The organism is Qipengyuania zhejiangensis (assembly GCF_035607565.1).
GTDB classification, from domain to species: domain Bacteria; phylum Pseudomonadota; class Alphaproteobacteria; order Sphingomonadales; family Sphingomonadaceae; genus Qipengyuania; species Qipengyuania zhejiangensis.
This window is the reverse complement of record NZ_JAYKGO010000001.1, coordinates 387,804-410,081: the sequence shown is the minus strand read 5'-3', so window position 1 is coordinate 410,081 and position 22,278 is coordinate 387,804. Positions and strand designations below refer to the sequence as shown.

Genomic DNA, 22,278 nt, shown 5'->3' with positions numbered 1-22,278 from the left:
ATGGAAGACGTATTTGCAATCGTAGCCATATTCATCGCCCTGCCGTGGATCGTCCTTCACTACATCACCAAGTGGAAGACTTCCGCCAGCATCACCACCGACGACGAGGTCCTGCTCGAAGAGCTCTACAACCTCGCCAAGCGTCTCGATGACCGGATGGACACGGTCGAACGGCTGGTCGCTTCGGACAATCCCGAATTCCGTCCCGCCCGCCTGGTCCACAACAGTGAAGCCGACAACCAGCAGCTGCGCGAACTCGAGCAGATGATGGCCGAGAAGAAAGGAGCCCTCTAGTGAACAGCCCCCGCACCACGCTCTATCGTGACAAGCAGAACGCCAAGCTCATGGGTGTCTGTTCGGGCATCGCCGATTACACCGGCGTCAATGTCTTCTGGGTCCGGCTCGGCCTGATCGGCCTGACCTTCATGTCCGGCGGTTCGACCATCCCGTTCTATTTCATCGGAGGTCTGCTGCTGAACAAGAAGCCGCCGCACCTCTATGTCGACCAGGACGAGAGCAAGTATTGGCAGCGGGTTCGCCAGAACCCGAAGCGCACGGCCCGCGAAATTCGCAGCCGCATGAAGGATGTCGACCGGCGCCTTGCCGACGTGGAATCCTTCTATGTCAGCAGCAATCCGCGCCTCAACGCCGAAATCGAACGGCTCCGCTAAGCGCTAACTCCAGGGGGAGGACAAGGTAATGGACGCAGGGACCATAGGAGTTTTCATCCCGATCATCGCGCTGATGATCCCGATCGTGGCGATCTGGACAAGGCATCAGCAGAAGATCGCCCAGATGAACATTCGCACAACCGCCCAGGCTACCGCCGAACAGGCAGCCCAATACGCCAGCAAGGTGCAACAGCTCGAGGATCGCGTTCGCGTTCTTGAACGCATCGTCACCGACGGCGGATACGACGTCGCCACTCAGATCGAAGCGCTGCGCGACCAGAAACGCGTCGAAAACAGCGATGCCGGCACACCGCTCGGCCTCGATCGCAAGGAGCATGCATGATGGACGCCAGTTTCCTCACCCCGGCCGTGATCGGCATTGGCATCGGCAGCATGTCCATCGCCTGGGTTCTGAACACCCTGATCCGGGTCAAGAACGGCTACCCGCTCGAAAACAGCTGGGGCAAGGCGGTGTATCCGAAAAGCACCGTTGCCGAAGAACGCGTCTCTCTATTGACGCAGGAAAACGCCCAGCTGCGCGCCGAGGTCGGGTCGATGAAAGACCGCCTCGCCAATGTCGAGCGTATCGTCACCGACAGCGGCTACCATCTCACGCATGAGATCGACCGCCTGCGCGATCGGGAGGAGGCGAACTGATGGACCCCAATCTGCTCCTGATTTTTGCCTTCATCATCGTGATCGCATCGCTCGCATTTTCGATGGCGCACATCTTCCACAAGCGGACGGTGGCGCACGAGGAACGCAAGCTGGAATTGCAGGCGCAGATCGCCGCCGCCAATGCCGTGGAACCGGCCAGGAACGCTGGCGATTACCGCAAGCTGGAAGAGCGGGTCCGCGTGCTCGAACGGATCGCGACCGACGGCAATCACGCCCTCGCCGCGCAAATCGAGCAGCTTCGCGATCTGGACGGCATCGACGCGGTCAGGGAAACTGCTCGATGAGTGGCGGAGTGGTCGCAATCGTCATTGTTTCCATCCTCGTGTGGGGATGTGTGCAGATCGCGCGCCTGGCGGCACGCAGCGCGTCAACCGGAACGGGCGAAACGTCGGGCCATCTGGCCCAGCGCAAGGAAGAACTGGAGCGCGAAGTCGGCGATCTCCAGGAACGTATCAAGGTGCTCGAGCGCATCGCCACCGAAGGCAATTCGCTCGATGCCCGTGAAACCCAGAGGATAGCAGCCGAGATCGAGGCCCTGCGCGACAAGCAGGCCGATTGAAGATTTCGGCAGGTGCAAGGAGGACATGAGGGAAATGTTCGAACCGACCATCATTATCGCGGCGGCATCGCTCGTCGGCCTGCTCATCGTTGCAGCGGCACTGCTGCACGGGTGGCAGTGCTGGCTGGCCCTGAAACGCCACGAACTTGAAACGCACACCGGTAACCCCGAACAGGGCTCGACCATGGGTGCGGCGCGCATCGAGCTGGCGGACCTGAAAGAACGCATCAAGAAGCTCGAGGCCATCGCCAGCGGAGTAGACCTGTGACGGTCGTCCGCACCGACGCCGCGCGCGCCGGGATCGGCCTCGGCAGCGCGATTGCGGTGGCGATCAGCTGGAGCCTGCACAGTTCGATCGTGTGGGCGATCATCCACGGCTTCTTCGGCTGGTTCTACGTGATCTATTTCGCCCTTACCCGCCCTGGCGGGCTGGCAGCATGACCCTTTGCCCGATGGACGAGACGCCGGCGCACCGTTAAAGGCCGCGCCCATGCGCAACCTCTCCGACATCGCCGAAGAATACGATTTTCTCGAAGGCGACGAACGCTATCGCCTGCTGATCGAACTGGGCCGCGACCTCGAACCGATGCCGGACGCGCTGAAAACCGATGCCACGCTGGTCCGCGGGTGTTCGGCCGCCGTCTGGGTCTATCCCACCGGTGATGCCGCAAACCTGCATTTTCTTGCCGACAGCAACGCCGCGATCACCAAAGGCATCGTGGCGCTTGTGATTGCCGCGGTTCAGGATCGCCCCGCTAGCGATGTTGCCGCCATGGATATCACCGCCACCCTCGAACCGTTCGACCTGAAGAACCAGCTGTCGAGCAACCGCACGCAAGGCGTGCCGAACATGATCGCGCTGGTGCAGGAACACGCCGCGCGGATCGCCGCCGGCTGACATGCGCCTTTTCTACAGCGCCCTGGGCTTGCTGAGCGTGCTGCTGGGTGCGATCGGCGCCTTCCTGCCGATCATGCCGACGGTACCCTTCCTGCTCCTGGCGGTGTATTTCTTCGCCCGCAGCAATCCGGAATGGGAACGCAAGATCCTCGAACATCCGCATTGGGGGCCGCAGGTTCTCAACTGGCGCGAACGCCGCGCCATCAGCCGCCGGGCCAAGACGATGGCGATCGGCGCGATGACTACCGGCGCAGTGTTCACCTGGTACACCCTCGGCGCACCGTGGTATTATGTTTCGCTGGCGATCCTGGTGGTGGCGGGTAGCTGGATCGCCACGCGCAACGAATAGAGGTTCGGAACCGCGGCCGGGCCGGGCCGTTGGGAAACCGGACGACGGGAGGGTAGACGAAAGGACACTCTCAATGGCTATCCTCATCCTGATCGCGACGATCCTGCTTCCCCCGCTCGGCGTTGCCGCCAAGCATGGGCTGGGCAAGACCACGCTGATCAATCTCGTGCTGACGCTGCTCGGTTTCATCCCGGGCCTCGTGCATGGGCTTTACGTGAACTACGCGCGCTGATCGCCGCGTACCGGATACCGGGTCAGGAAGCCGGGACAGTTTCTTGTGTCTCGGCTTCCTGCGCTTCGCCGCCCGGCGCGTCGCGGTGCATCTCGAACGTCCCGTTCCATTCGAGCAGGCTCCAGACACCCGTCACGATCAGGCCGTCTTGCGATAGCCTTCCGACATAATCGACCGGGTTCTCATAGCCCGACGCAGAACCTTCGTACGTCTTGGTGAAATCGACCGCCCGTCCCGAACGGAAACCGGCTATTACGGCACCCACCGTGGATGTGGGACGATACAGATGGGGCTCGATTATCGAACCGGAAATCCCTGTGCCGTTTTCGTTGATTGACGCCTGAAACGGCGTCGTCGGGCCAGTTCCGGCCGGATAGCTGAACGTCCCTTCCCACTCCCCCGTCAGGTCGAATGGGTCAGCGATTGCGTCAGGCCCCTGCGCTTTCGCGGACGATGGCGACGCCGGTTTCCCGCTGGCGCCTGAGTTCGGCTTTCAGCTTTGCCGGATCGCGCGCGATGACGAAGCCGAAGCTGACCCCGCCTTCCTTCCCGATGGTCGCATGGTGCAGCTTGTGCGCCTGCACCAGGCGCTTGGCGTAACCGCGCTTGGGCACCCAGCGGAAGTATCGCTGATGCACCAGGCCGTCATGAACCAGCGTATAGACAATGCCATAGAGCAGAATGCCGATGCCGATCCATGTCGCCGGCCACCACGCATTGCTTCCCATCACCATGTCGCTGCCCAGCGCGAACATCGAAATGCTCATCACGGCGCCGACGATGGCGTAGAGATCGTTCTTTTCCAGCACATTGTCGTGCGGTTCATGGTGATCGCGGTGCCAGCCCCAGCCGAAACCATGCATGATGTACTTGTGGCTGGCCCAGGCGACCCACTCCATGGCGAAGAAGGTCGCGATCACGAGCAGGATTGGCAGCAGCACGTCCATAGTCCACCCGATATAGGCTATTCCTTGAGCGGGAAAAAGAACCGTGACACTTCTTCGCCGATCCGAGCCGGACGAAGCGTCTCGGCATCGATGCAGCACCAGCGCGATTGCACTTCGGCCAGCACCTCTTCGCCGCGCTGGATCACGGTGGAGTAGAACGCGCTGGCACCCTGTATCTTCTCCAGCACCGTGCGGGCGATCACCTCGTCTTCGAGGAACGCCGGACGCCGGTAGGTAATTTCATGCTTGATCGCGACCCATGCGCGTTCCGCCACTGCCTGTGGAGGGGCGAGTTTCTGCCAGTGCGCCAGCACCGCGTCCTGCACCCAGTTGAGGTAGCGCGCGTTGTTCACGTGCCCCATGAAGTCGATATCCTCGGGGAGGACCTTGATGGCGAAGGCGAAGGGTTTTGCTGACATTGATGTCAATTAGCGCAGTAAAGCTTACCTTTCCATGACTCTTGGAATGCCATCGGTTCGCGCACTTGCGCCTGTTGCCCGCCTGCCGCACATTTTGCCGCGATGGCCAGCAAACCGCGCACCCTTTACGAGAAGATCTGGGACGCCCACGTCGTTGAACGGCGTGAGGACGGCACCTGCATCCTCTATATCGATCGTCACCTCGTCCACGAGGTGACCAGTCCACAGGCGTTCGAATCGCTCCGGCTTGCCGGGCGCAAGGTGCGGCGGCCCGATCTGACGCTGGCCGTTCCCGATCACAATCTGCCCACCACGCCGCGGCTGGACGCCAACGGCAACCGCCTGCCCATCGCCGATCCGCAAAGCGCAGCGCAACTGGCCGCACTGGAAGCGAATGCGCCCGCCTTCGGCATCGATTACATCGACGCGTCCGCACCCCAGCAGGGCATCGTCCATGTCGTCGGGCCGGAACAGGGCTTCTCGTTACCCGGTGCGACCATTGTCTGCGGCGACAGTCATACAGCCGCCCATGGCGGCATCGGCGCGTTGGCGTTCGGCATCGGGACGAGTGAAGTCGAACATGTCCTTGCCACCCAGACCCTTCAGCTGCGCCGTTCGAAAAGCATGGAAGTGCGCGTCGAAGGGCAATTGGGGCCGGGAGTGACACCAAAGGACCTGATACTGCACATCATCGGCCGCATCGGCACGGCGGGCGGCACTGGCCACGTGATCGAATACCGCGGCCCGGTGTTCGAAGAAATGAGCGTGGAAGGCCGGTTGACGGTCTGCAACATGAGCATCGAAGCCGGGGCCCGCGCCGGCATCATCGCGCCGGACGAAGCCGTCTTCGCGTATCTTGAAGGCCGTCCCTACGCCCCGCGGGGCGAAGAATGGGACCGCGCTGTCGCATGGTGGCGCACGCTGCGCACGGACCCGGCGGCCGAATTCGACAAGTCGGTCGTCATCGATGCGACCGAAATCGAACCCACCGTCAGCTGGGGCACCAGCCCCGAGGACGTGGTGCCCGTAGGCGGGACCGTCCCGGCGCCGGAAAGCTTTGCCGATCCGTCGAAACAGGCCGCTGCCCGCAAGAGCCTGGAATACATGGGCCTCGAACCCGGCACGCGGATCGTGGATATTCCGGTCGAGAACATCTTCATCGGCAGCTGCACCAACAGCCGTATCGAGGATTTTCGCGCCGCCGCAGAGGTGCTGCGGGGCCGCACCAAGGCCCCCAATGTGCGCTGGGCGATCGCCGTACCGGGATCGGGCTTGGTGAAGCGCCAGGCTGAAGCCGAAGGGCTCGACAGGATCTTCATCGATGCGGGCTTCGAGTGGCGCGAGCCGGGGTGCTCCGCCTGCCTTGCGATGAACCCCGACAAGGTTCCGCCTGGCGAACGATGCGCATCGACCAGCAACCGGAACTTCGTTGGCCGTCAGGGGCCGGGCGCACGCACGCATCTGGTCAGCCCGGCGATGGCTGCCGCGGCCGCGGTGACGGGTCGGTTGGCCGACGTGCGAACGCTGGCCCCTTGCCAATCCGCCGACGCCTGACCATGAGGATGAAATGACCAAGAACCTCAAAGGCAAGGCCGCCATCGCCGGCGCCATCGGCTCTGCTGCCGTGGCCGCTGCATTGCTCTATGCGAACAAGCGTCGGGAAAAGAACAAGCCTACGCAGATCGGGACGATCCCTTCGGGGGAAAAACCCGAAACCGACTGAGGTCGCGCCGACAGGGGAGAGACGGATGACCAAGGCCAAGGGACTGCTTGCCGCACTGCTGGCAGGCATCGCCATGCCCGCCGCCGCACAAGATGCGCCGGACATCGAAATGTGGCGCCTTCATTGCGGCACGATCGAACTGAGCGACACTGGCCCGTTCTCCGATACGCATCTGTACGATGGCGAAGCGCGCACGCTGACGGACAGCTGTTATGTCATCCGTAACGGTGACAGATATCTGCTGTGGGATGCGGGTTTTCCCGCAGCGCTGAAGGGCAGCAGCGCGAGCCAGGCCGTCTTCACGATCAGCCTCGATCTGACACTTGCCGAACAGCTGGCGGACATCGCCCTTTCACCCGCCGACATCGATTTCGTGGCGGTCAGCCATTACCATGACGACCACATCGGCCAGGCAAGCGAGTTTCCATCGGCGGAACTGTTGATCGGATCGGGCGACGCGGCCGCGATCGTTTCCGGGAAGATGGAAGCCACCCGCGCCCAGTTCGCGCCCTGGTTGGCCGAAGGGGCAACCGGCAAGGTCAATCGTATCGCGGGCGATCATGACGTGTTCGGCGATGGGTCTGTCACGGTTGTCGCCATGCCCGGCCACACGCCCGGCCACAAATCGCTGGTGGTGAAGTTGCCGCGCACCGGCACGCTGATGCTGACGGGCGATCTGTATCATTTCGAAGAGCAGATCGAGAACCGCGGGGTCCCGGCCTTCAACACGGACCGGGCCGATACGCTCGCATCGTTCCATCGGTTCAACCAGATGGCCGACAATCTGGATGCGACCATCATCATCCAGCACGATACGCGGCACCTTGTCCGCCTGCCCGAATTTCCGGAGTCCGCGAAGTAATGAACCCCGTTTCCACCGTTGCCGGACGGGCCATCCCGCTGGGCCTCAAGAACGTCGATACCGACGTGATCATTCCAGCCCACTGGCTCAAGACGATCAGCCGCGAAGGGCTCGGCAAGGGCGCCTTTGAAAGCATCCGCGAAGCCCCGGGCAATCCCTTCGATGTCGAAGATTTTGCGGGCGCGCCGATATTGATCGCCGGCGACAATTTCGGCTGCGGCTCCAGCCGCGAACACGCTGCCTGGGCGCTGCTCGACCTGGGCATAAAGGCCGTGATCGCACCCAGTTTTTCGGATATTTTTTCCGGCAACGCCTTCAAGAACGGCATCCTGACCATCGAACTGTCCCAGGATCAGGTCGACCGCCTCCTCGAAGTGGCGCAGGACAACCCGATCACCATCGACCTTGAAAACCAGGTCGTGACCACGCCTTTCCAGGACAGGTTCGAATTCGCGATCGACCCGTTTCGAAAGCACTGCCTGATCGAAGGACTGGATGAAATCGGCCTCACGCTTGCAAGCGATGCGGCTATCGCCCGACACGAAGAAACGCGCGCCGTGGGCCTCCCCTGGCTCGACGCGCCCCAGAAGAGAGACGCAGCATGAAAGCAGTCCTGTCCAAGGAAACCGGTGGCCCCGAAACGCTCGTGGTCGAAGACATCGCCGAACCCACCCCCTCCAAGGGCGAAGTTCTGATCAAGGTTGCTGCCTGTGCGATCAACTTTCCCGACACTCTGATCATCCGTGACATGTACCAGTTCAAGCCGCCCCGGCCCTTCGCGCCGGGCGGCGAGATTTCGGGCACGATCGAGGCGCTGGGCGAAGGCGTTACCGGTTGGGCTGTTGGCGACCGGGTGATGTGCGGCGTCGGCAACGGCGGCCTGCAGGAAAAGGTCGCGGTAGCCGCGGCGCGCCTGTTCAAGGTGCCCGAAGGCATCGATCTGGTGAAAGCCAGCGCGTTGTTGATGACCTATGGCACGACCATTCACGGCCTGAAGGATCGCGGCGATATCAAGGAAGGGGAAACCGTCCTCGTCCTCGGCGCTGCAGGCGGTGTGGGCCTGTCCGCGGTCGAACTGGCCAAAGCCTATGGCTGCCGCGTCGTGGCGGCTGTCTCGACCGAGGAAAAGGGCGAAGTCGCCAAAAGGCACGGTGCGGACGAAGTGGTCATTTACCCGCGCGCACCGTTCGACAAGGACACATCGAAGCAGCTGGCAAACGATTTCAAGGCGGCTGTCGGCCCCGATGGCGCGGACATAGTCTACGATATTGTCGGCGGCGACTATTCCGAACCGGCGTTGCGGGCCATTGCCTGGGAAGGCCGCTTCCTCGTGATCGGATTCCCCGCAGGGATCGCCAAGATGCCGCTCAACCTGACCTTGCTGAAAAGCTGCGACATCAGGGGCGTGTTCTGGGGTGCCTTCACCGCGCGCGAACCGGAACGCAACGCCAGAAACATCGACGAATTGTTCGACCTTTGGAAGGCGGACAAGATCGATCCGCTGGTCAGCGAAACCTACCCGCTCGAACGCGCGCACGAAGCGATTGCGAAGCTGGAAAACCGGGGCGCGATCGGCAAACTCGTTGTGGTGATGGACTAACCGCCCTTGCGGGTAAGAAGGGCCGCGCCTATTCCCGGCCTGAAATTTCATCCCCTGAGAGGACTACCATGACCGATTTCAAGGATCGCGAACGCGGCGAGGAAAGCAAGTTCGCTTTCGACGAAGAAAACGCCTTCAAGATTGCGGCGCGCCGTAACCGTCTGCTGGGCGAATGGGCCGCTGGCCTCATGGGCCTGACCGCCGAAGAAACCGATGCCTACAAGAAAGCGGTCGTCCAGGCCGACTTCGAGGAAGCGGGCGATGAGGACGTGATCCGCAAGCTGCTGGGCGATCTGACGGGTTCGGACTGCGATGTAAGCGAATCCGACATCCGTTCGAAGCTTGAAGAATGCGCGGTCGAAGCGCGTCGCCAGTTCATGTCGGACCAGGCCTGATCCGATGCCCATGGCGGCCAAGGATATCGTCGAGATGATCGAGGCGGCCCTTCCGGGCGCCGAAGTCGAGATGCGCGATCTGGCGGGCGATAACGATCATTGGGCTGCCAAGGTCGTTGCCCCGCAGTTCGCGGGCAAATCCCGTGTCCAGCAACACAAGCTGGTCTACGAAGCTCTGGGTGGGCGCATGGGCGGCGAACTGCACGCCTTGCAACTGACAACCCAAGCCCCCACCTGATTCGCTACCAAGCAATTTCACACAAAGGACGGACCACATGTCCGATGTAAACCAGCGTATTTCCGACATCGTGGGTGCCAACGACGTCGTTTTGTTCATGAAGGGCACACCGCTTTTCCCGCAGTGCGGCTTTTCCAGCCGTGCCATTGCGATCCTTGACCATTGCGGCGTCGCTTACGACAGCGTCGACGTTCTCCAGGACATGGAAGTTCGTCAGGGTATCAAGGCATTTTCCGACTGGCCGACCATTCCCCAGCTGTATGTGAAAGGCGAATTCGTCGGCGGCAGCGACATCATGATGGAAATGTTCGAAGCCGGCGAGCTTCAGCAGATGATGACCGAAAAGCAGGTGGCCAAGGCTGAAAGCTGACGGCTTTCGCCGCTCACGCCTGAACCAGAACGGGAAAGGCCCGCCCGGTGGGACAACCGGGCGGGCCTTTTTGTGGTTTGGGGCGCTGCCAGAGAACCAGGAGCGGCGCACCCCGTCGAAGAAACTGAAACGGTACACAGGGGAATATGCACACTGCGTGCCAAACTTCAAAACTCCCCAACTTACGGCCACCGCGATGGTTAACCGCACGTTCCATGCCCAGCACCCTGTAAAATATCCCGACATCGCGCCGTCAGCCACTTGGCAAGTGGCCGGTGCAGGGGCACAACTGCATCCATGAACGATAGATCTGAACCCGGCCCGGACGGCATCCCTGCGGCGACCGTCGTGATTTTCCGCAACGCGCCGGATGATGGCCCACCGGAAATCCTGATGACGATCCGTTCGCGCAACATGGTTTTCGCCGGGGGCATGGCGGTGTTTCCCGGTGGCCGGGTCGACCCGGCGGATTTCGATCTGGGCCAACAATTTGCCCATGTCATGGAAACCGACGAAGCGGCCCACCAGATCGCGGTGGTACGCGAAACGCTGGAGGAAACGGGTCTCGCGATCGGCATTGCCGGCGAAGTCGATGCCGCCATTGCCCGGGCCGCGCGCGCACGGTTGCTGGAAACCGGTACACTCGCGCCGGTCCTGGAAGAATTCGGCTGGACGCTCGATCTGGCTCAGCTCACGCCTTTTGCGCGCTGGTTTCCCAAGAACGAACGCATCCCGCGCGTCTACGACACCCGTTTCTACCTCGCCGACCTTGGTACCGGAGCCGTCGAAATCGAGGCCGACCTGTCGGAGAACACGCATCTGTTCTGGGTCAGTGCGAAAGGCGCGCTGGAAGCTGCTGAACGCGACGAGATCAAGGTGATCTTCCCGACGCGGCGCAATCTCGAACGGCTCGCGCAGTTTGGCAGCTACGCCGAAGCGAAGGCGCAGGCCGATGCGATACCCGTCCGTACCATCACCCCCTTCATGGGTGAAAAAGATGGCGAGGCATGGCTGAACATCGGTGAAGATCTCGGCTATCCGGTAACCGGCGAACCGCTGGAAAACGTCGCGCGGGGCTGATCCGCGCAAAGTCTGCAAAGCAATGCAAATTTGGCGCGCCCGGCAGGACTCGAACCTGCTGCCTCAAGATTAGAAGTCTCGCGCTCTATCCAGATGAGCTACGGGCGCGCTCGGCCCCTGCCATAACGCCGCTTTCGCGCGGGGCCAATCGGCTCTAGGCAGCTTTGCCATGGAAAACGACACTTCGCCCGCGCCCGCGCCGCAAACACCCCAGTTCCGCTATTACGACCTCGTGATGGCGGCATTCGTCACCATCCTCCTGCTGTCGAACCTGATCGGGGCATCCAAGCCGAGTTACATAACCTTGCCCGGGATCGGGCAATGGTCCTTCGGCGCAGGGGTATTGTTCTTCCCCGTCAGCTACATCATCGGCGATGTCCTGACCGAAGTGTACGGTTATGCCCGCGCGCGGCGCGTGATCTGGACCGGCTTTGGCGCGCTGGCGTTCATGGCGTTCATGGCGTGGGTGGTGGTCAGCCTGCCGCCTGCTGCGGGATGGCCCGGGCAGGAATCCTACGAATTCGTGTTCGGAAATTCCTGGCGGATCGTGCTGGCGTCGATGGTGGCGTTCTGGGTCGGTGAATTTGCGAACAGTTTCGTGCTGGCCAAGATGAAGGTGTGGACGCAGGGCCGCCACTTGTGGATGCGGACCATCGGTTCGACCGTGGTGGGCCAGGGCCTCGACAGCCTGATCTTCTATCCGCTTGCCTTCTGGGGCCTTGCAGGCTGGCCGGTAGAACTGTTGTGGCAGGTTGTCCTGTCGCAATGGCTGATCAAGACGGCGTGGGAAGCTTTCCTGACCCCGGTCACCTATCTCGTCGTGGGTGCCTTGAAGCGCGCCGAGAAGGTGGAGGTTTACGATACCGACACCGACTTCTCGCCCTTCGCAACGTCGACGAAATCCTGACCCCGGATTTCCGATACCCAAAATGAAAGGGGCGACCCGCAGGCCGCCCCTCCCCTCTCCCGTTTGAACGGGTATCGGGCTTAGAACTTCGCCCCGATTGCGATGCCGTAGCGCCGCGGGTCGAGCGTGAAGATGTTGCTGAACAGACCCGACGAAGCATCGGTGACGTAAAGACCCGTCACGGAATCGCTGTCGAAGATGTTCTGCACGAAGCCGCGGACGAACCACGTGTCGTTTGCACTGTTCAGCTGGATCGATGCGTTCGCCTGGACGAACGGTTCGATCCGGTTGACCCGGCCATTGAACACGTTGTCGTACTGTTCGCCGGTGAAGGCCACGTCAACGCGCGGAACCAGGGTCATGCCGCTGCCGAATTCGGCAGTGTACTGTACACCGATCGATGCCTTCATTTCCGGTGCCTGGGGCAGCTTGTTGCCCTTCAGGTTGACTTCGACACCCGGGCTGAGAACAGCGAGCGGACCAAGTGCATCGAATGCGGGATTGGCCGTGTTGGCATCGAGCGCCGAGCAGATGCTGAACGCCCCGTTCGATGCAATGCCACCATCCGATGCAAACGGAGCCGGGCCTGCCAGGCCAAGGCCCGCGTTGACCGCTGCAACGAAGGCGTTGGCACCTGCGCCCGTAACCGCACAAAGGGCACCGTTGGTGATGTCCTTGATGATGACGGCATCGGGATCGCCGCCGCCCGGATCACGCGGGTTGGAGAACAGCTGATCGCCTGCGACCTTCGCGCTGAGGTAGCTGAAGTTGGCGTTGATCAGCCAGTTGTCGGCAGGACGCAGGATCGATTCCAGTTCGACGCCCCAGATATTCGCATCGATCGTGTCGTTGACCGACGTACGAGCGATAATACGGCTGAGCTGGAGCCCCTTGTACTTGTAGTAGAATGCCGTGGCATTCAGCTGCAAGGCACCGTTTCCGATCGTGTTCTTGGTACCGATTTCGAATGCGTCGATCTTCTCCGATCCGAAACTGTCGGAAACTTCGAAGATCGGCGACAGCGGCGGGTTGATACCGCCCGACTTGTACCCACGCGAATAGGACAGGTAGATCAGATTGTCCGGCGTGATCTGGTAATCAAGAACCGCGCGGCCGGTGATTTCGTTGAAACCGACCTCACGAACCTGGATGTCCTGCAGGCCAGCTGTACCCGGATCCGCATCGAACGGGCCAAACGGACCATTCGGGAAGATCGGTGACGTGAACGGATCGGCGTTCAGGCCATGCGGTACGAAGAAGCTCAGCAATGTGGTACGCGCCGTAAGGGCCTTCTTGTCGTCGTTGTAACGAAGACCGCCGGTGAACTTCAGCTTGTCCGAAATATCGAAATACACTTCACCGAAGATCCCGAACGAATCGAGTTCGAAGTCCTTGTTGTTGTTCCGATAATAGGACGTGCCGGCGTAGGACGGCGGAAGGTCGTTCGCGGGGTTCGCATCAAGCAGCGTTCCCAGGCTGGCCAGCGCGCCGACCACACCGGTGATGTAATCGATTGCGAAGGCGTTCACGAAGTAGTCGGTGTTCTTGGCTTTCGCCTTGGCGTAGATGCCGCCGAGGAGGAAGTTGAACGGACCGTCGAAGTCGCTGCTCAGGATCGCTTCTGCCGACCATGCGGAACCGCTCGTGCTGGAACGGTCGAACGCGCCCGGCGTATCGCCGCAGATCGAGTACCCTTCAAACGCGCCCTGCCCATCGACACGGGTGTCGGATGTACACAGCGGACCGTTCGGTCCCTGGGGGATGAGGGCAGCGGCCACGGGGGCGAAATACGCCGCCGTCAGGGGGTTGTCTGCATAGGCCTGAAGGGTGTTCAGGCCCCCGGCCAGGATGCTGCGATCGCCAATGCCAAGGTTGTAGTCCTGGCGCGAATTGACGCTCGTTTCCTGATACATGCCCGTCAGCGACAGGTTGAATGCGCCGATATCCTGATCGAGATGTGCCTGGAGCTGAAGCTCGTCGGCGAAATACTCGGGCTTGAACGGCGTGCCGACTACGCGGACATCATCGGGTTCGTCGTAGTTGTTGAACGAATCCGGCCCGTACAGATTGTTGAGGCCGAACTGCGGCGATCCAAGGAAGATGCCGAAGAACTGCTGCGAGCCGAGCGTACCTGTGAACGTGGAGTTCGTGTTGGTGCTGTCGAAGTCGCGGCGGTTGTTGAGGCACCCAAGCACGCCGGTGTCGTCACGCTGGCACTGCTGTTTCTGGATACGAAGACGGCTGTCCTTCTCACGGAAATAATAGCCCATGAGATCGAGCGTTGTCGTTGCCGAAGGCTCGAACCGCAGCGATCCGCGGATCGCATACATATCGCGGTCGTCGATGTCGCTGTCGGTATAGGTGTTGTAGGTATAACCGTCACGATTGAGCCAGAAACCGGCAACGCGCGCGGCGATGGTATCGCCGATCGGCACGTTGACCATCGCTTTGGCCTTCATGCTGTTGAAATTGCCGTATTCGAATTCGGCAGCACCCCGGAAGGCGCCGAGTTCGGGCTTGGCCGTCACGACGTTTACCACGCCCGAAGTTGCGTTGCGGCCGAACAGGGTGCCCTGCGGACCACGAAGAACTTCGACCCGCTCGAGATCGAAATACTCGGTTTCGAACAGGCGCGTGCCAAACAGCGGCGAGCCGTTGGTGTGGATGCCGGTGGCCGCATCGCACGACGTGCCGACGCAAAGGTCGCCGATGCCGCGGATGGTGAAGCTCGATCCGGTAAAGTTGGACTTGGTGAACGAGACGTTCGGAAGGGTGAGCTGAAGATCGCTGGCGTTTTCGATCTGCTGCGCTTCAAGCGCTTCTGCGTTGAACGCCGAAACCGCGATCGGAACTTCCTGCAGGCTTTGCGACTGGCGCTGCGCGGTAACCACGATGACGTTCTGATTGAGCCTGGGATTGTCCAGCTCGTCGTCGGTCACCTCTTGTGCATGTGCAGGGAACGTAATTGCGCTCGCGCAGATACCCGCAAGCAAGGTAGCCCTTACCCTCATAAACCCTCTCCTCTCCAATCGGCCGTCTAATGCGGCTTAGGGAAGCAAGGCTAACACACATTCGTATGCACGCAAGGTAATACGCAGGATTATTGCGTAAACTACGCACGGATTTTTGCATGTGTTATCAAAAGTCCGCACTGCGCGATGCGCAAGGCGGCCTCCAATGGGGCCAAATCGGACCGGATCAGATCAGTTCGTGGCTCTCGGCGATCTGCGAAATACCGCGCTTGCCCGACGAATCGCGGCCCAGTTGCACGAACACATCGATCACGCTGGCGGCGTAAGCGATCGTGTCCGAACGCGTCAGGCCGATCCCGGTCTGCATCACCATGAGCGACAGCTGTTCGAGCGCGCCGCGAAGGCTGTTGGCGTGGATCGTCGAAAAACTACCCGGATGGCCGGTGTTGATGGCGCGCAGGAAGCTGACGCTTTCCGCGCCGCGCAATTCGCCCAGCACGATCCGGTCGGGCCGCAGTCGCAAGGCAGCCTGCAGCAATTCATTGGCGGTGACCTTGGCTTCGCCCAGCTCGCCCTTGACCGCGACGAGACCAACGCCGTTTTCCCCCGGCAGCCGCAGTTCCGGCGTATCTTCCACCAGAACGACGCGTTCCTGCTGGGGTATTTCGCCAAGCATGGCGTTGAGAAAGGTGGTCTTGCCGGTGCTTGTGCCGCCCGACACCAGGATGGTGCGGCGCTGACGCACGGCTTCGCGCAGGAAGGCGACCGGCTGTGCCTGGGCATCGGGCATGGCATCGCGCTGCGGCGGGCTGAGCGGGCCGGTATCGTACGCGTCAAGCGGGAGATCGAGCCGGCGGTGGCGGCGAATGGCCATGGCCCAATGCTTGCGCGCCGCAGGCGGCCCGCAGAATTGGACACGCGCCCCATCGGGCAAGGTCGCCCCCAGAAGGGGATGTTCGCGGTTGATGCCCTGATGGCTGACGCGCGCCACCTGTTCGGCCAGCCGCTGCACAAGCCGGTCCGTGATCTCTGGCCGCGTAACCTTCTGCATTCCGCCCGCACCGGCTTCTTCCACCCAGACTTCGCCCGGTCGGTTGACCAGGATTTCCGTCACCGTGTCGCGCTCCAGCCATTCGCGGAACGGGGCCAGATAAGCGTCGAGATAGACGCTGCGTTCGCCGTGCAGGTCCACTGGCGGCACCGCCTCGTCGGCATTCTCGTCCGACAGGAAGGGATGGATATCGGCGCTCACCACAAGGCCTGCCTTCAGCTGACCGACGTGAAATCGAGATCGCGGGCGGTGAAAATCCGGATCGGTTCACCCTGCCGTACACGCACGACCGGACTGCGCTGGCCGTCCTGCTGGGCGGCGGACGATGCGGCTGACGAACTTGCGCCGCCGATCAGGACACCCGCAGCCCCGCCGGTGGCCAGCGAACCGACCCCGCCAACGACCGACAGCAGCATTGCCGAACCGAACCGTTTGAAGAAACTGTTGCCGGTGACTTTGCCGGCAAGCCCCGTCGTCCCGTCAAAACCGATGGCGGGCGACGCGAGATTCACCGAAGCGCCATCGGGCCGGATCAGGCGGGTCCATATGACATAGGCCCTTTTCTGGCCGTTCTGCAGACCCGACTGGTATTGCCCGATCAGCCGGCTCGAACGCGGCACGAGAATTTTCGTCCCATCGAAGCTGCGGACATCCTGGCTGACCACAGCGCGAACATAGCCCGGGACGTTCGTGTCGATGGCGGTTTCCAGAACCGCGGGGATCAAGGTGCCTTGCGTCACGGTGGTCGATGGATTGACCATCGCCCGTGCCTGCGCTGGCGCCCCGCCGACACCGCCGATGCGGCTGGCGAAATCGGACGCGGAATTGCCCGTCGCGGCGGCGGCTTCACCCGTTGCGGGGTCGAGAACGGCGATCCCGCCGGGGGCGGCACCTGCGTCGAAGACAACGGTCGGGCTGGCGTAACGATTGGCCGCCAGACCCGCCGCCGGTTCGACCGCATAGACCGGCTGCGGCGCCGGATCCGCGCGCATGACCGCCACGTCCTGCGGCGGCATGACGGGAACGGGGGTGATCGCTTCGGCAGGGACCATCGGCACGGTTTCGACCGTCTGTGCCTGTTGTCCGCCCACGCCTTCGGGTGGGGCGACACGCGCGGCGTTCATGCTCCACAGCGTGACCGCGCCCAGCGCGGCGACGATGGCGATGCCCGCCACTAGGCCGACCGCATCCGATTTGCCCGCCGGGCGTGCAACGGCCGGAAAGGCGTTGCGCTGGGCGAGTTCGATTACCTCTGCATCGGCTTCGTCACGCGGATCGATATCGTTGGCGACGGCGCTATCGCCCGGCTTCTTTTCGGGCAGACGCATGGCTAGGCGCATCAGTTACCTCCCCTCGAGGCAAGCGCGGTTTCGCCGCGCGAGGAAACGGGTGTGGCGGACCGTTCGGGTCCGGTGTTGACCAGTTCTGCGCGGTCTTCGCCCGCCCGCAGCACGATCGTCCGGGGAACGCCATCGACCACGATGGTGTCGCCGCGGACAGTGAAATTCACCGGGCCTTCGACACCGGCGGAATTGGTCACGAGAATGGCCGGCACCTGCCGGCCTTCCGGCCAGGTCAGGAAGGTGGCGGTACCATCGTCAAAGGTGTTTTCGGGAAGCAGCGACGTGTCGCCCGATCCCTGCCACGCAAAGTTGAGGTCCGAAGGATCGACAACCGCGTACGGATCGCGCGCCGCCTGCTGCTCAACCGGACTGGCGCCTTGCGCCAGCTGCGTTTCCTTTGTCTCGGGTTCGGGAGGATAATCGAACCGCAGCACGTAAAGCGGCTTCGAATTCGGATTGGCCACCAGATCGAACAGGTAGGTGCGCTTGCTGGTGATCACGGTCATATTGGTCGACGCCCGCGGGTCGAGCGGCTTCACGAACAGGATGTTGGCACGCTTATTAGGCGTCACCTGCCAGGTCTGCGAATCGCCGATGGCGACATTTTCGATGACTTCATCGTCACCGAAAACAATGCTGGCCTGAACCGTGACGCGCCCGTCGACGCGGACGACCTGCATTTCGTCGTACATGACCTCGACCAGCCGCGAATCCTTTGCTGCGGCTGGTGCGGCCAGCATGGCCAGGGCAAGCGCGGGAAAGAGCGCGCGGTTCATCAGCGTTTCTCCACAGAACGATCGAGCGCCTTGGGCGGCGCAGCCTTGAAGCGGTTGCCGATGCCGACTGCCCGCGATGGACCCGAATTGAGCGGCGCGACCTGACCGTTGCCTGAAGCGGTCGCGAAGATCTTGGTGGTGCGCGTCCCCCCTCCGCCTGCGCCGCCATCGTTGGCGGCGGCGGACGTCGGCAGGGCAGACACGTCGATACGGCGGGCCTGTGAACTGGCCTGGTTGGCCGCCTGCGCCTGCACCAACGCGGCGCTGGGCAGGACGGTCTGGGGCGCAGGGGCGGCCGCTGCGGACGTTTCGTCTTTCGATGGGGTCAGTCCGAACACGGTCCATCCCGCTACCATCGCCCCGGCAACCTTCAGCACCAGTATCATCAGCGCCACATGCACGGCGCCGATCATGAAGAACGCCATGCCGGCCTGCGGGTCGACCTGTCCCGGCGTGGCGGTCAGCGCGCCAAGCACCGGAACCGCCAGTTCCAGCATGACGCTGCCACCCATGACGGCGAACAGCGGGGCGAGCGCGCACATGACCACGCCCTTCACCCAGCCTGTGAACAGGCCGCGCGTCCCGTTGAACAGCGCCATGACCACGAAGATCGGCCCCAGCGCGACCAGCACGCCCAGCGCGATCTTGGTCGTCACCAACAGGCCGACTGTGCCCAGCATGAACAGCATCGCGCCCAGCCACATCATCCCTTCGGGCGAAAAAGCGGAGAAATCCTCTCCCCCCGCGCTCGCTTCCTGGATGGCGAGAAATACGACGTCGATCTTCTGCGCAAACACCTGGGTCGCGCCGCCAGACGTCCCGGTCAGAATGCCGGCAAGATAATCGGGCGTACCGATTGCAAGGTTCCAGACGAAGCTCTGGTAGGCGATCCAGCTCGTCGCAAAGGTGAGCACGATCCCCAGCGTCGCCATGCGCGGCACCAGCGAACGCACACCCACATTGGTGCGTCCCGTCAGCAATGCGAAGCCGAACAGGGCGACGTACAGCGTCAGAACAATTGTCAGCACCGTGCCCAGCGAACCGCCGGGCGCGAATAGGCGGCCGAAAGCGGCAGCCGAAGCTTCGCCCGCGACGCAATCGACGCCCTTCAGCGCAGAGGCAACGCCGTTGCCGACCTGTTCGGCGGCCTGCTGGCAGGTCGCGCTGGTCATTCCGCAGCAAGACCGAGGGGGATGACCCCGGCCTCCCCGGTATCATTCGCTCCGCCCGGCCATTTCGTGCCGGTGAGCGCAGGAAACCATTCCGCCGGGGCATCGCCCAACGCTTCGCGCAGCAGGTCGAGCCGGCGGACCGAGCTTTCGCGGCCCGAAAGCAGCGTCAGCACTTCGGGCGCGCCCGACAGGTCGAGGCGGACGACCACGCTGGCGTCCGGCTGGCGGACAAGGAAACACCGGCTGTGCGCAGGCAGGCTGCGGATCAGGGCGAGTTCGTGTTCGGTCAGGCCGAAACCGTCGCAATAATCTTCCGGGCGTGCGCGGCTGTTGGGCATGAACACCATGGTCGCGGTCTGTTCGACCAGGGCGGTCGAAATCCGGCTTTCCAGGGCGTCCCGCGCGCTCTGCGTTGCGAAGCCGACAAGCGCGTTGCGCTTACGCAACGTCTTGAGCCAGTCGCGGATACGGGCGGCAAAAACCTCGTCGTCGAGTGCCTTCCACCCTTCATCGATGAGGATCATGGTCGGCTTGCCGTCCAGACGTTCCTCGATCCGGTGAAACAGATACATCATGGTCGGCGTGCGCAGCCGCGGGTTTTCCAACAGCGCGGTCATGTCGAAGCCGAGCACACGCGCAGTCAGGTCGAGCTGGTCATCGACATTGTCGAACAGCCATGCGTGTTCGCCTTCGCCGATCCAGGCACCAAGCCGATCGGCCAGGTCACCGGGCTGCGGGCGCCGGCTGCCCGAGAGCAGTTCCCGGAAATTGCGGAGGCGGCGGAGCGATGGATCGTTTGCGTAAGCCGCATCGACCGCGCCCGCGATGGTCTGTTCCTCTTCGGGTCCTTCGGCCTTGAGGAGCACTCCCAGCCAGTCGCGCAGGAACGCCCGGTTTCCCGCCGTGTCCGGCAGGGCCAAGGGATTGAACCCAGTAGGTTCGCCCGCACGGATGCTGTCATAACGCCCGCCAATGCCGCGCACGAACAATTCCGCACCGCGATCCTTGTCGAACAGTATGGTCCTCGGAGAAAACTTCTGCGCCTGCGCGGCCAGGAAATTCATCACCACGGTCTTGCCCGAACCCGACGGTCCGATGACCGAGAAATTGCCCAGATCGCCGTGGTGGAAATTGAAGAAGAACGGCGTCGCGCTCGTCGTTTCGAGCAATGTTACCGCTTCGCCCCAATGGTTGCCTTGTGCCTGGCCGAGGGCAAAGCCGTGGAGGCTGCCGAAGCTGGCCATGTTCGCGCTGGAAATCAGCGCTCGGCGGACCAAATAGCCTTCGTTTCCGGGAAACTGGCCCCAGAACGCGGGTTCGAGATTGGTATCTTCGCGCACCGCGATTGCCCCGGTATCGGCGAGCGCGGCGGCGCAGGCGGCCATCGCGTCATCGAGGCGGCCAAGATCGCGCTCCTTCACCATGACGGTAAGGTGGTGATCGCCGAAACCGACCGCCCCGTTGCCCAGTGCGTCGCGTGCCGCCATCATGTCCGCGCGTTCCGCGGCGGCTTCCTCGTCGGCGGATTTCAGGCGGCGGATCGCCAGATCCATCCGTTCGCGCGCCGTCTGGCGTTCGGTCGGCGCATAGCTTTCGCTGACGACCATCTCGTAGGGCAGGCGAAGCAGGCCATCGAGCAGCCCCGGCGTGGTTGCTTCCGGATAATCCTTCAGGCCAAGCACCGCCGCAAAATCTGGGGCGCCCGAGCCGCGCTGTTCGATCGCGTCCAGCCCGAAGCTGACCCGGCGGTACGGCAGCATATGGCCGATATCGACATCGTCTGCCGGGCGGCGGACGGGCCGCATTTCGCCGTTATAGAGCGCCGAAAGGAGCTCCAGCATTTCCGAATTGGTGGAACCCTGCGCGGTGACGTAATCGCCGAGCGAAGTCGCGCCGTAGGCTTGCAATGCCGCGATCAGCCCGGTCGCCGCGGCGCGCAGGCTGCGCAGATCCTTGGGATCGGCTTCGACAGTTTCGCGCCCCTTGCGCTTGAACCCCTTGCCAACGCGTTCCACCAGGCCCGCCTTGCCGCGCGCCGGGCGGCGGATCAGCGTGATAAACTGATCGTTGACGAACAGCTGGCCGGAACCCAGCCGTTCGCGCCAGCGGGCATCGATATGCCGGCTGATCGGATCGGGAAACGCCGCGTCCAGTTCCACCGAAACGCGGCGCCGAAGGACGTGATGATAGAGGACGAACCGCGCATCGAGCGTCGAGCGCAGAACCACTTCACGCGTCGCGGCATGGGCGTTCAGGGCCTCACTGCCCTCGGTCTCGAACAGAAGGCCGGGCACCTGGATTGCGGTCATCACCGAACCGTCGCGAAGCAACAGCGTGCTTTCGTCGACCAGCCGGGCATAGGGCAGGCGATCACCGGCGCGCGCTTCTTTCGCGCTCCACGATGCTGGTCCCTTCCACTTGGACATTATTCGGACCCTTCCCGCTCAGGCAGCATAGCTGTTGCAGCCCCAGCGTTTGTAATTCTTGACGCGCGGGCACTTCGAAACCTTGGTGATCCAAAGGTCGAAGATGCGCGGTTCGCGCAGACAGGCGAAGTACCCAACGCCGTGCATCACGCCCGCGGCAACCAGCGCCAGCCAACTGCCGGTGATCAGGAATATCTCCGTCGTCACCATCCCGTTGATGATGAAATAATTGTACGTCACGCCCGCAAACATTTGCGGGCGTGTCAGCGCACGGTGCACGGGATGGCGGACGAGACCGGTCATCGTCAGCCTGCCGAAACGCCCTGAATGCCGGCCACGATCGATGCGGCACCGAACAGGATGAACACACCGATAATCACGGTTGCGCCGAACCGCCAGTTCAGGCGGCCGGTCAACATCATGAAACCGACGGCGGCAACGGCCATGACCGCCACGGCGGTGGCGACATTGCCCAGCAGCGTTCCCTGCAACCAGCCCAGCGCCGAAACAATCGGACCAGACCCGGCGGGATCGGCGACCTGTGCGAAAGCGGCGGAAGGGGCCGTCAATGCCGCAAGCGCAGCGGCGATGGAGAATGTGCGACTCAAGT

At 62.6% G+C, this 22,278-nt stretch carries 32 protein-coding genes and 1 tRNA gene; 21 read left to right on the top strand and 12 right to left on the bottom strand.

What is annotated here, in order from left to right; translation table 11 throughout:
- The 11 genes from pspB to VR863_RS01920 all read left to right on the top strand — a co-directional run bounded on the left by pspB (position 1) and on the right by VR863_RS01920 (position 3,387).
- Positions 1-294, top strand: a complete 294-nt coding sequence (gene pspB / locus VR863_RS01970) for an envelope stress response membrane protein PspB (protein WP_324826751.1) — start codon at positions 1-3, stop codon at positions 292-294.
- Positions 294-671: an envelope stress response membrane protein PspC gene (pspC, locus tag VR863_RS01965; protein ID WP_324826750.1), complete on the top strand. Its 378-nt coding sequence runs from the start codon at positions 294-296 to the stop codon at positions 669-671. The genes pspB and pspC overlap by 1 nt, the downstream gene beginning before the upstream one ends.
- Positions 672-699: 28 nt before the next feature.
- Positions 700-1,014, top strand: coding sequence for a hypothetical protein (locus VR863_RS01960; RefSeq protein ID WP_324826749.1), 315 nt, complete (start codon positions 700-702; stop codon positions 1,012-1,014).
- Positions 1,014-1,328, top strand: a complete 315-nt coding sequence (locus VR863_RS01955; protein ID WP_434784966.1) for a hypothetical protein — start codon at positions 1,014-1,016, stop codon at positions 1,326-1,328. The genes VR863_RS01960 and VR863_RS01955 overlap by 1 nt, the downstream gene beginning before the upstream one ends.
- Positions 1,328-1,633 carry a hypothetical protein gene (locus VR863_RS01950; RefSeq protein WP_324826747.1) on the top strand — a complete coding sequence of 102 codons (306 nt, stop codon included), beginning with the start codon at positions 1,328-1,330 and terminating at the stop codon, positions 1,631-1,633. Before VR863_RS01955 ends, VR863_RS01950 begins: the two co-directional genes overlap by 1 nt.
- The gene (locus VR863_RS01945; RefSeq protein ID WP_324826746.1) at positions 1,630-1,908 is read left to right on the top strand and encodes a hypothetical protein; all 279 of its coding nucleotides are present in this window, start codon (positions 1,630-1,632) and stop codon (positions 1,906-1,908) included. The genes VR863_RS01950 and VR863_RS01945 overlap by 4 nt, the downstream gene beginning before the upstream one ends.
- Positions 1,909-1,942: 34 nt before the next feature.
- Positions 1,943-2,176: a hypothetical protein gene (locus VR863_RS01940; protein ID WP_324827553.1), complete on the top strand. Its 234-nt coding sequence runs from the start codon at positions 1,943-1,945 to the stop codon at positions 2,174-2,176.
- Entirely contained in the window at positions 2,173-2,349 is a 177-nt protein-coding gene (locus tag VR863_RS01935; protein WP_324826745.1) for a hypothetical protein, read from the top strand. Before VR863_RS01940 ends, VR863_RS01935 begins: the two co-directional genes overlap by 4 nt.
- 49 nt (positions 2,350-2,398) lie before the next feature.
- The gene (locus tag VR863_RS01930; protein WP_324826744.1) at positions 2,399-2,806 is read left to right on the top strand and encodes a SufE family protein; all 408 of its coding nucleotides are present in this window, start codon (positions 2,399-2,401) and stop codon (positions 2,804-2,806) included.
- A 1-nt stretch (position 2,807) separates the two neighbouring features.
- The gene (locus tag VR863_RS01925) at positions 2,808-3,155 is read left to right on the top strand and encodes a YbaN family protein (RefSeq protein WP_324826743.1); all 348 of its coding nucleotides are present in this window, start codon (positions 2,808-2,810) and stop codon (positions 3,153-3,155) included.
- A 73-nt stretch (positions 3,156-3,228) separates the two neighbouring features.
- Positions 3,229-3,387 (top strand): YqaE/Pmp3 family membrane protein, encoded by a 159-nt coding sequence (locus VR863_RS01920; RefSeq protein WP_221587564.1) that lies wholly within the window; start codon positions 3,229-3,231, stop codon positions 3,385-3,387.
- Positions 3,388-3,409: 22 nt separating this feature from the next.
- Here VR863_RS01920 and VR863_RS01915 read toward each other — a convergent pair whose 3' ends face one another.
- The 3 genes from VR863_RS01915 to VR863_RS01905 all read right to left on the bottom strand — a co-directional run bounded on the left by VR863_RS01915 (position 3,410) and on the right by VR863_RS01905 (position 4,753).
- Positions 3,410-3,652, bottom strand: coding sequence for a hypothetical protein (locus VR863_RS01915; protein ID WP_324826742.1), 243 nt, complete (start codon positions 3,650-3,652; stop codon positions 3,410-3,412).
- Between the two features lie 163 nt (positions 3,653-3,815).
- Positions 3,816-4,334, bottom strand: a complete 519-nt coding sequence (locus VR863_RS01910) for a sterol desaturase family protein (protein ID WP_324826741.1) — start codon at positions 4,332-4,334, stop codon at positions 3,816-3,818.
- Positions 4,335-4,351: 17 nt separating this feature from the next.
- Entirely contained in the window at positions 4,352-4,753 is a 402-nt protein-coding gene (locus tag VR863_RS01905) for an acyl-CoA thioesterase (protein ID WP_324826740.1), read from the bottom strand.
- A gap of 102 nt (positions 4,754-4,855) precedes the next feature.
- On the opposite strand from VR863_RS01905, the gene leuC reads away from it, so the two are divergent.
- The 9 genes from leuC to VR863_RS01860 all read left to right on the top strand — a co-directional run bounded on the left by leuC (position 4,856) and on the right by VR863_RS01860 (position 11,021).
- A complete protein-coding gene (gene leuC / locus VR863_RS01900; RefSeq protein WP_324826739.1) occupies positions 4,856-6,307 on the top strand; it encodes a 3-isopropylmalate dehydratase large subunit in 1,452 nt (483 codons plus the stop codon).
- Between the two features lie 13 nt (positions 6,308-6,320).
- Positions 6,321-6,476 (top strand): isopropylmalate isomerase, encoded by a 156-nt coding sequence (locus VR863_RS01895; protein WP_324826738.1) that lies wholly within the window; start codon positions 6,321-6,323, stop codon positions 6,474-6,476.
- Positions 6,477-6,501: 25 nt separating this feature from the next.
- Positions 6,502-7,338, top strand: a complete 837-nt coding sequence (locus VR863_RS01890) for an N-acyl homoserine lactonase family protein (protein ID WP_324826737.1) — start codon at positions 6,502-6,504, stop codon at positions 7,336-7,338.
- Positions 7,338-7,943: a 3-isopropylmalate dehydratase small subunit gene (gene leuD / locus VR863_RS01885; protein WP_324826736.1), complete on the top strand. Its 606-nt coding sequence runs from the start codon at positions 7,338-7,340 to the stop codon at positions 7,941-7,943. The genes VR863_RS01890 and leuD overlap by 1 nt, the downstream gene beginning before the upstream one ends.
- A complete protein-coding gene (locus VR863_RS01880) occupies positions 7,940-8,938 on the top strand; it encodes an NADPH:quinone oxidoreductase family protein (RefSeq protein ID WP_324826735.1) in 999 nt (332 codons plus the stop codon). The genes leuD and VR863_RS01880 overlap by 4 nt, the downstream gene beginning before the upstream one ends.
- Positions 8,939-9,006: 68 nt before the next feature.
- Entirely contained in the window at positions 9,007-9,333 is a 327-nt protein-coding gene (locus VR863_RS01875) for a DUF1476 domain-containing protein (protein ID WP_324826734.1), read from the top strand.
- Between the two features lie 4 nt (positions 9,334-9,337).
- Entirely contained in the window at positions 9,338-9,571 is a 234-nt protein-coding gene (locus VR863_RS01870; protein ID WP_324826733.1) for a BolA family transcriptional regulator, read from the top strand.
- A 37-nt stretch (positions 9,572-9,608) separates the two neighbouring features.
- Positions 9,609-9,941, top strand: a complete 333-nt coding sequence (gene grxD, locus VR863_RS01865; RefSeq protein ID WP_324826732.1) for a Grx4 family monothiol glutaredoxin — start codon at positions 9,609-9,611, stop codon at positions 9,939-9,941.
- Positions 9,942-10,238: 297 nt separating this feature from the next.
- Complete coding sequence (locus VR863_RS01860; RefSeq protein WP_324826731.1) at positions 10,239-11,021, top strand: NUDIX hydrolase; 783 nt, start codon at positions 10,239-10,241, stop codon at positions 11,019-11,021.
- Between the two features lie 31 nt (positions 11,022-11,052).
- Here the strand turns inward: VR863_RS01860 and VR863_RS01855 are convergent.
- Positions 11,053-11,129 (bottom strand) — tRNA-Arg (locus VR863_RS01855).
- 61 nt (positions 11,130-11,190) lie between these two features.
- Between VR863_RS01855 and VR863_RS01850 the strand changes: the two genes are divergently transcribed.
- Positions 11,191-11,928, top strand: a complete 738-nt coding sequence (locus VR863_RS01850; RefSeq protein WP_324826729.1) for a queuosine precursor transporter — start codon at positions 11,191-11,193, stop codon at positions 11,926-11,928.
- Positions 11,929-12,008: 80 nt separating this feature from the next.
- On the opposite strand, the gene VR863_RS01845 is transcribed toward VR863_RS01850, so the two are convergent.
- The 8 genes from VR863_RS01845 to VR863_RS01810 form a co-directional block, all read right to left on the bottom strand.
- The gene (locus tag VR863_RS01845) at positions 12,009-14,939 is read right to left on the bottom strand and encodes a TonB-dependent receptor (protein ID WP_324826728.1); all 2,931 of its coding nucleotides are present in this window, start codon (positions 14,937-14,939) and stop codon (positions 12,009-12,011) included.
- Between the two features lie 187 nt (positions 14,940-15,126).
- On the bottom strand, positions 15,127-16,152 hold the full coding sequence (gene virB11 / locus VR863_RS01840) for a P-type DNA transfer ATPase VirB11 (RefSeq protein ID WP_434784954.1): 1,026 nt from the start codon (positions 16,150-16,152) through the stop codon (positions 15,127-15,129).
- A 14-nt stretch (positions 16,153-16,166) separates the two neighbouring features.
- Complete coding sequence (locus tag VR863_RS01835; protein ID WP_324826727.1) at positions 16,167-17,279, bottom strand: TrbI/VirB10 family protein; 1,113 nt, start codon at positions 17,277-17,279, stop codon at positions 16,167-16,169.
- Positions 17,280-17,290: 11 nt separating this feature from the next.
- Positions 17,291-18,070 (bottom strand): TrbG/VirB9 family P-type conjugative transfer protein, encoded by a 780-nt coding sequence (locus tag VR863_RS01830; protein WP_324826726.1) that lies wholly within the window; start codon positions 18,068-18,070, stop codon positions 17,291-17,293.
- Positions 18,070-19,242, bottom strand: coding sequence for a TrbL/VirB6 family protein (locus VR863_RS01825; protein ID WP_324826725.1), 1,173 nt, complete (start codon positions 19,240-19,242; stop codon positions 18,070-18,072). The genes VR863_RS01830 and VR863_RS01825 overlap by 1 nt, the downstream gene beginning before the upstream one ends.
- Positions 19,239-21,668: a VirB4 family type IV secretion/conjugal transfer ATPase gene (locus VR863_RS01820; RefSeq protein WP_324826724.1), complete on the bottom strand. Its 2,430-nt coding sequence runs from the start codon at positions 21,666-21,668 to the stop codon at positions 19,239-19,241. The genes VR863_RS01825 and VR863_RS01820 overlap by 4 nt, the downstream gene beginning before the upstream one ends.
- 18 nt (positions 21,669-21,686) lie before the next feature.
- The gene (locus tag VR863_RS01815) at positions 21,687-21,971 is read right to left on the bottom strand and encodes a VirB3 family type IV secretion system protein (protein WP_324826723.1); all 285 of its coding nucleotides are present in this window, start codon (positions 21,969-21,971) and stop codon (positions 21,687-21,689) included.
- Positions 21,972-21,973: 2 nt separating this feature from the next.
- The gene (locus VR863_RS01810) at positions 21,974-22,276 is read right to left on the bottom strand and encodes a TrbC/VirB2 family protein (protein ID WP_434784953.1); all 303 of its coding nucleotides are present in this window, start codon (positions 22,274-22,276) and stop codon (positions 21,974-21,976) included.
- Between the last annotated feature and the right edge of the window lie 2 nt (positions 22,277-22,278).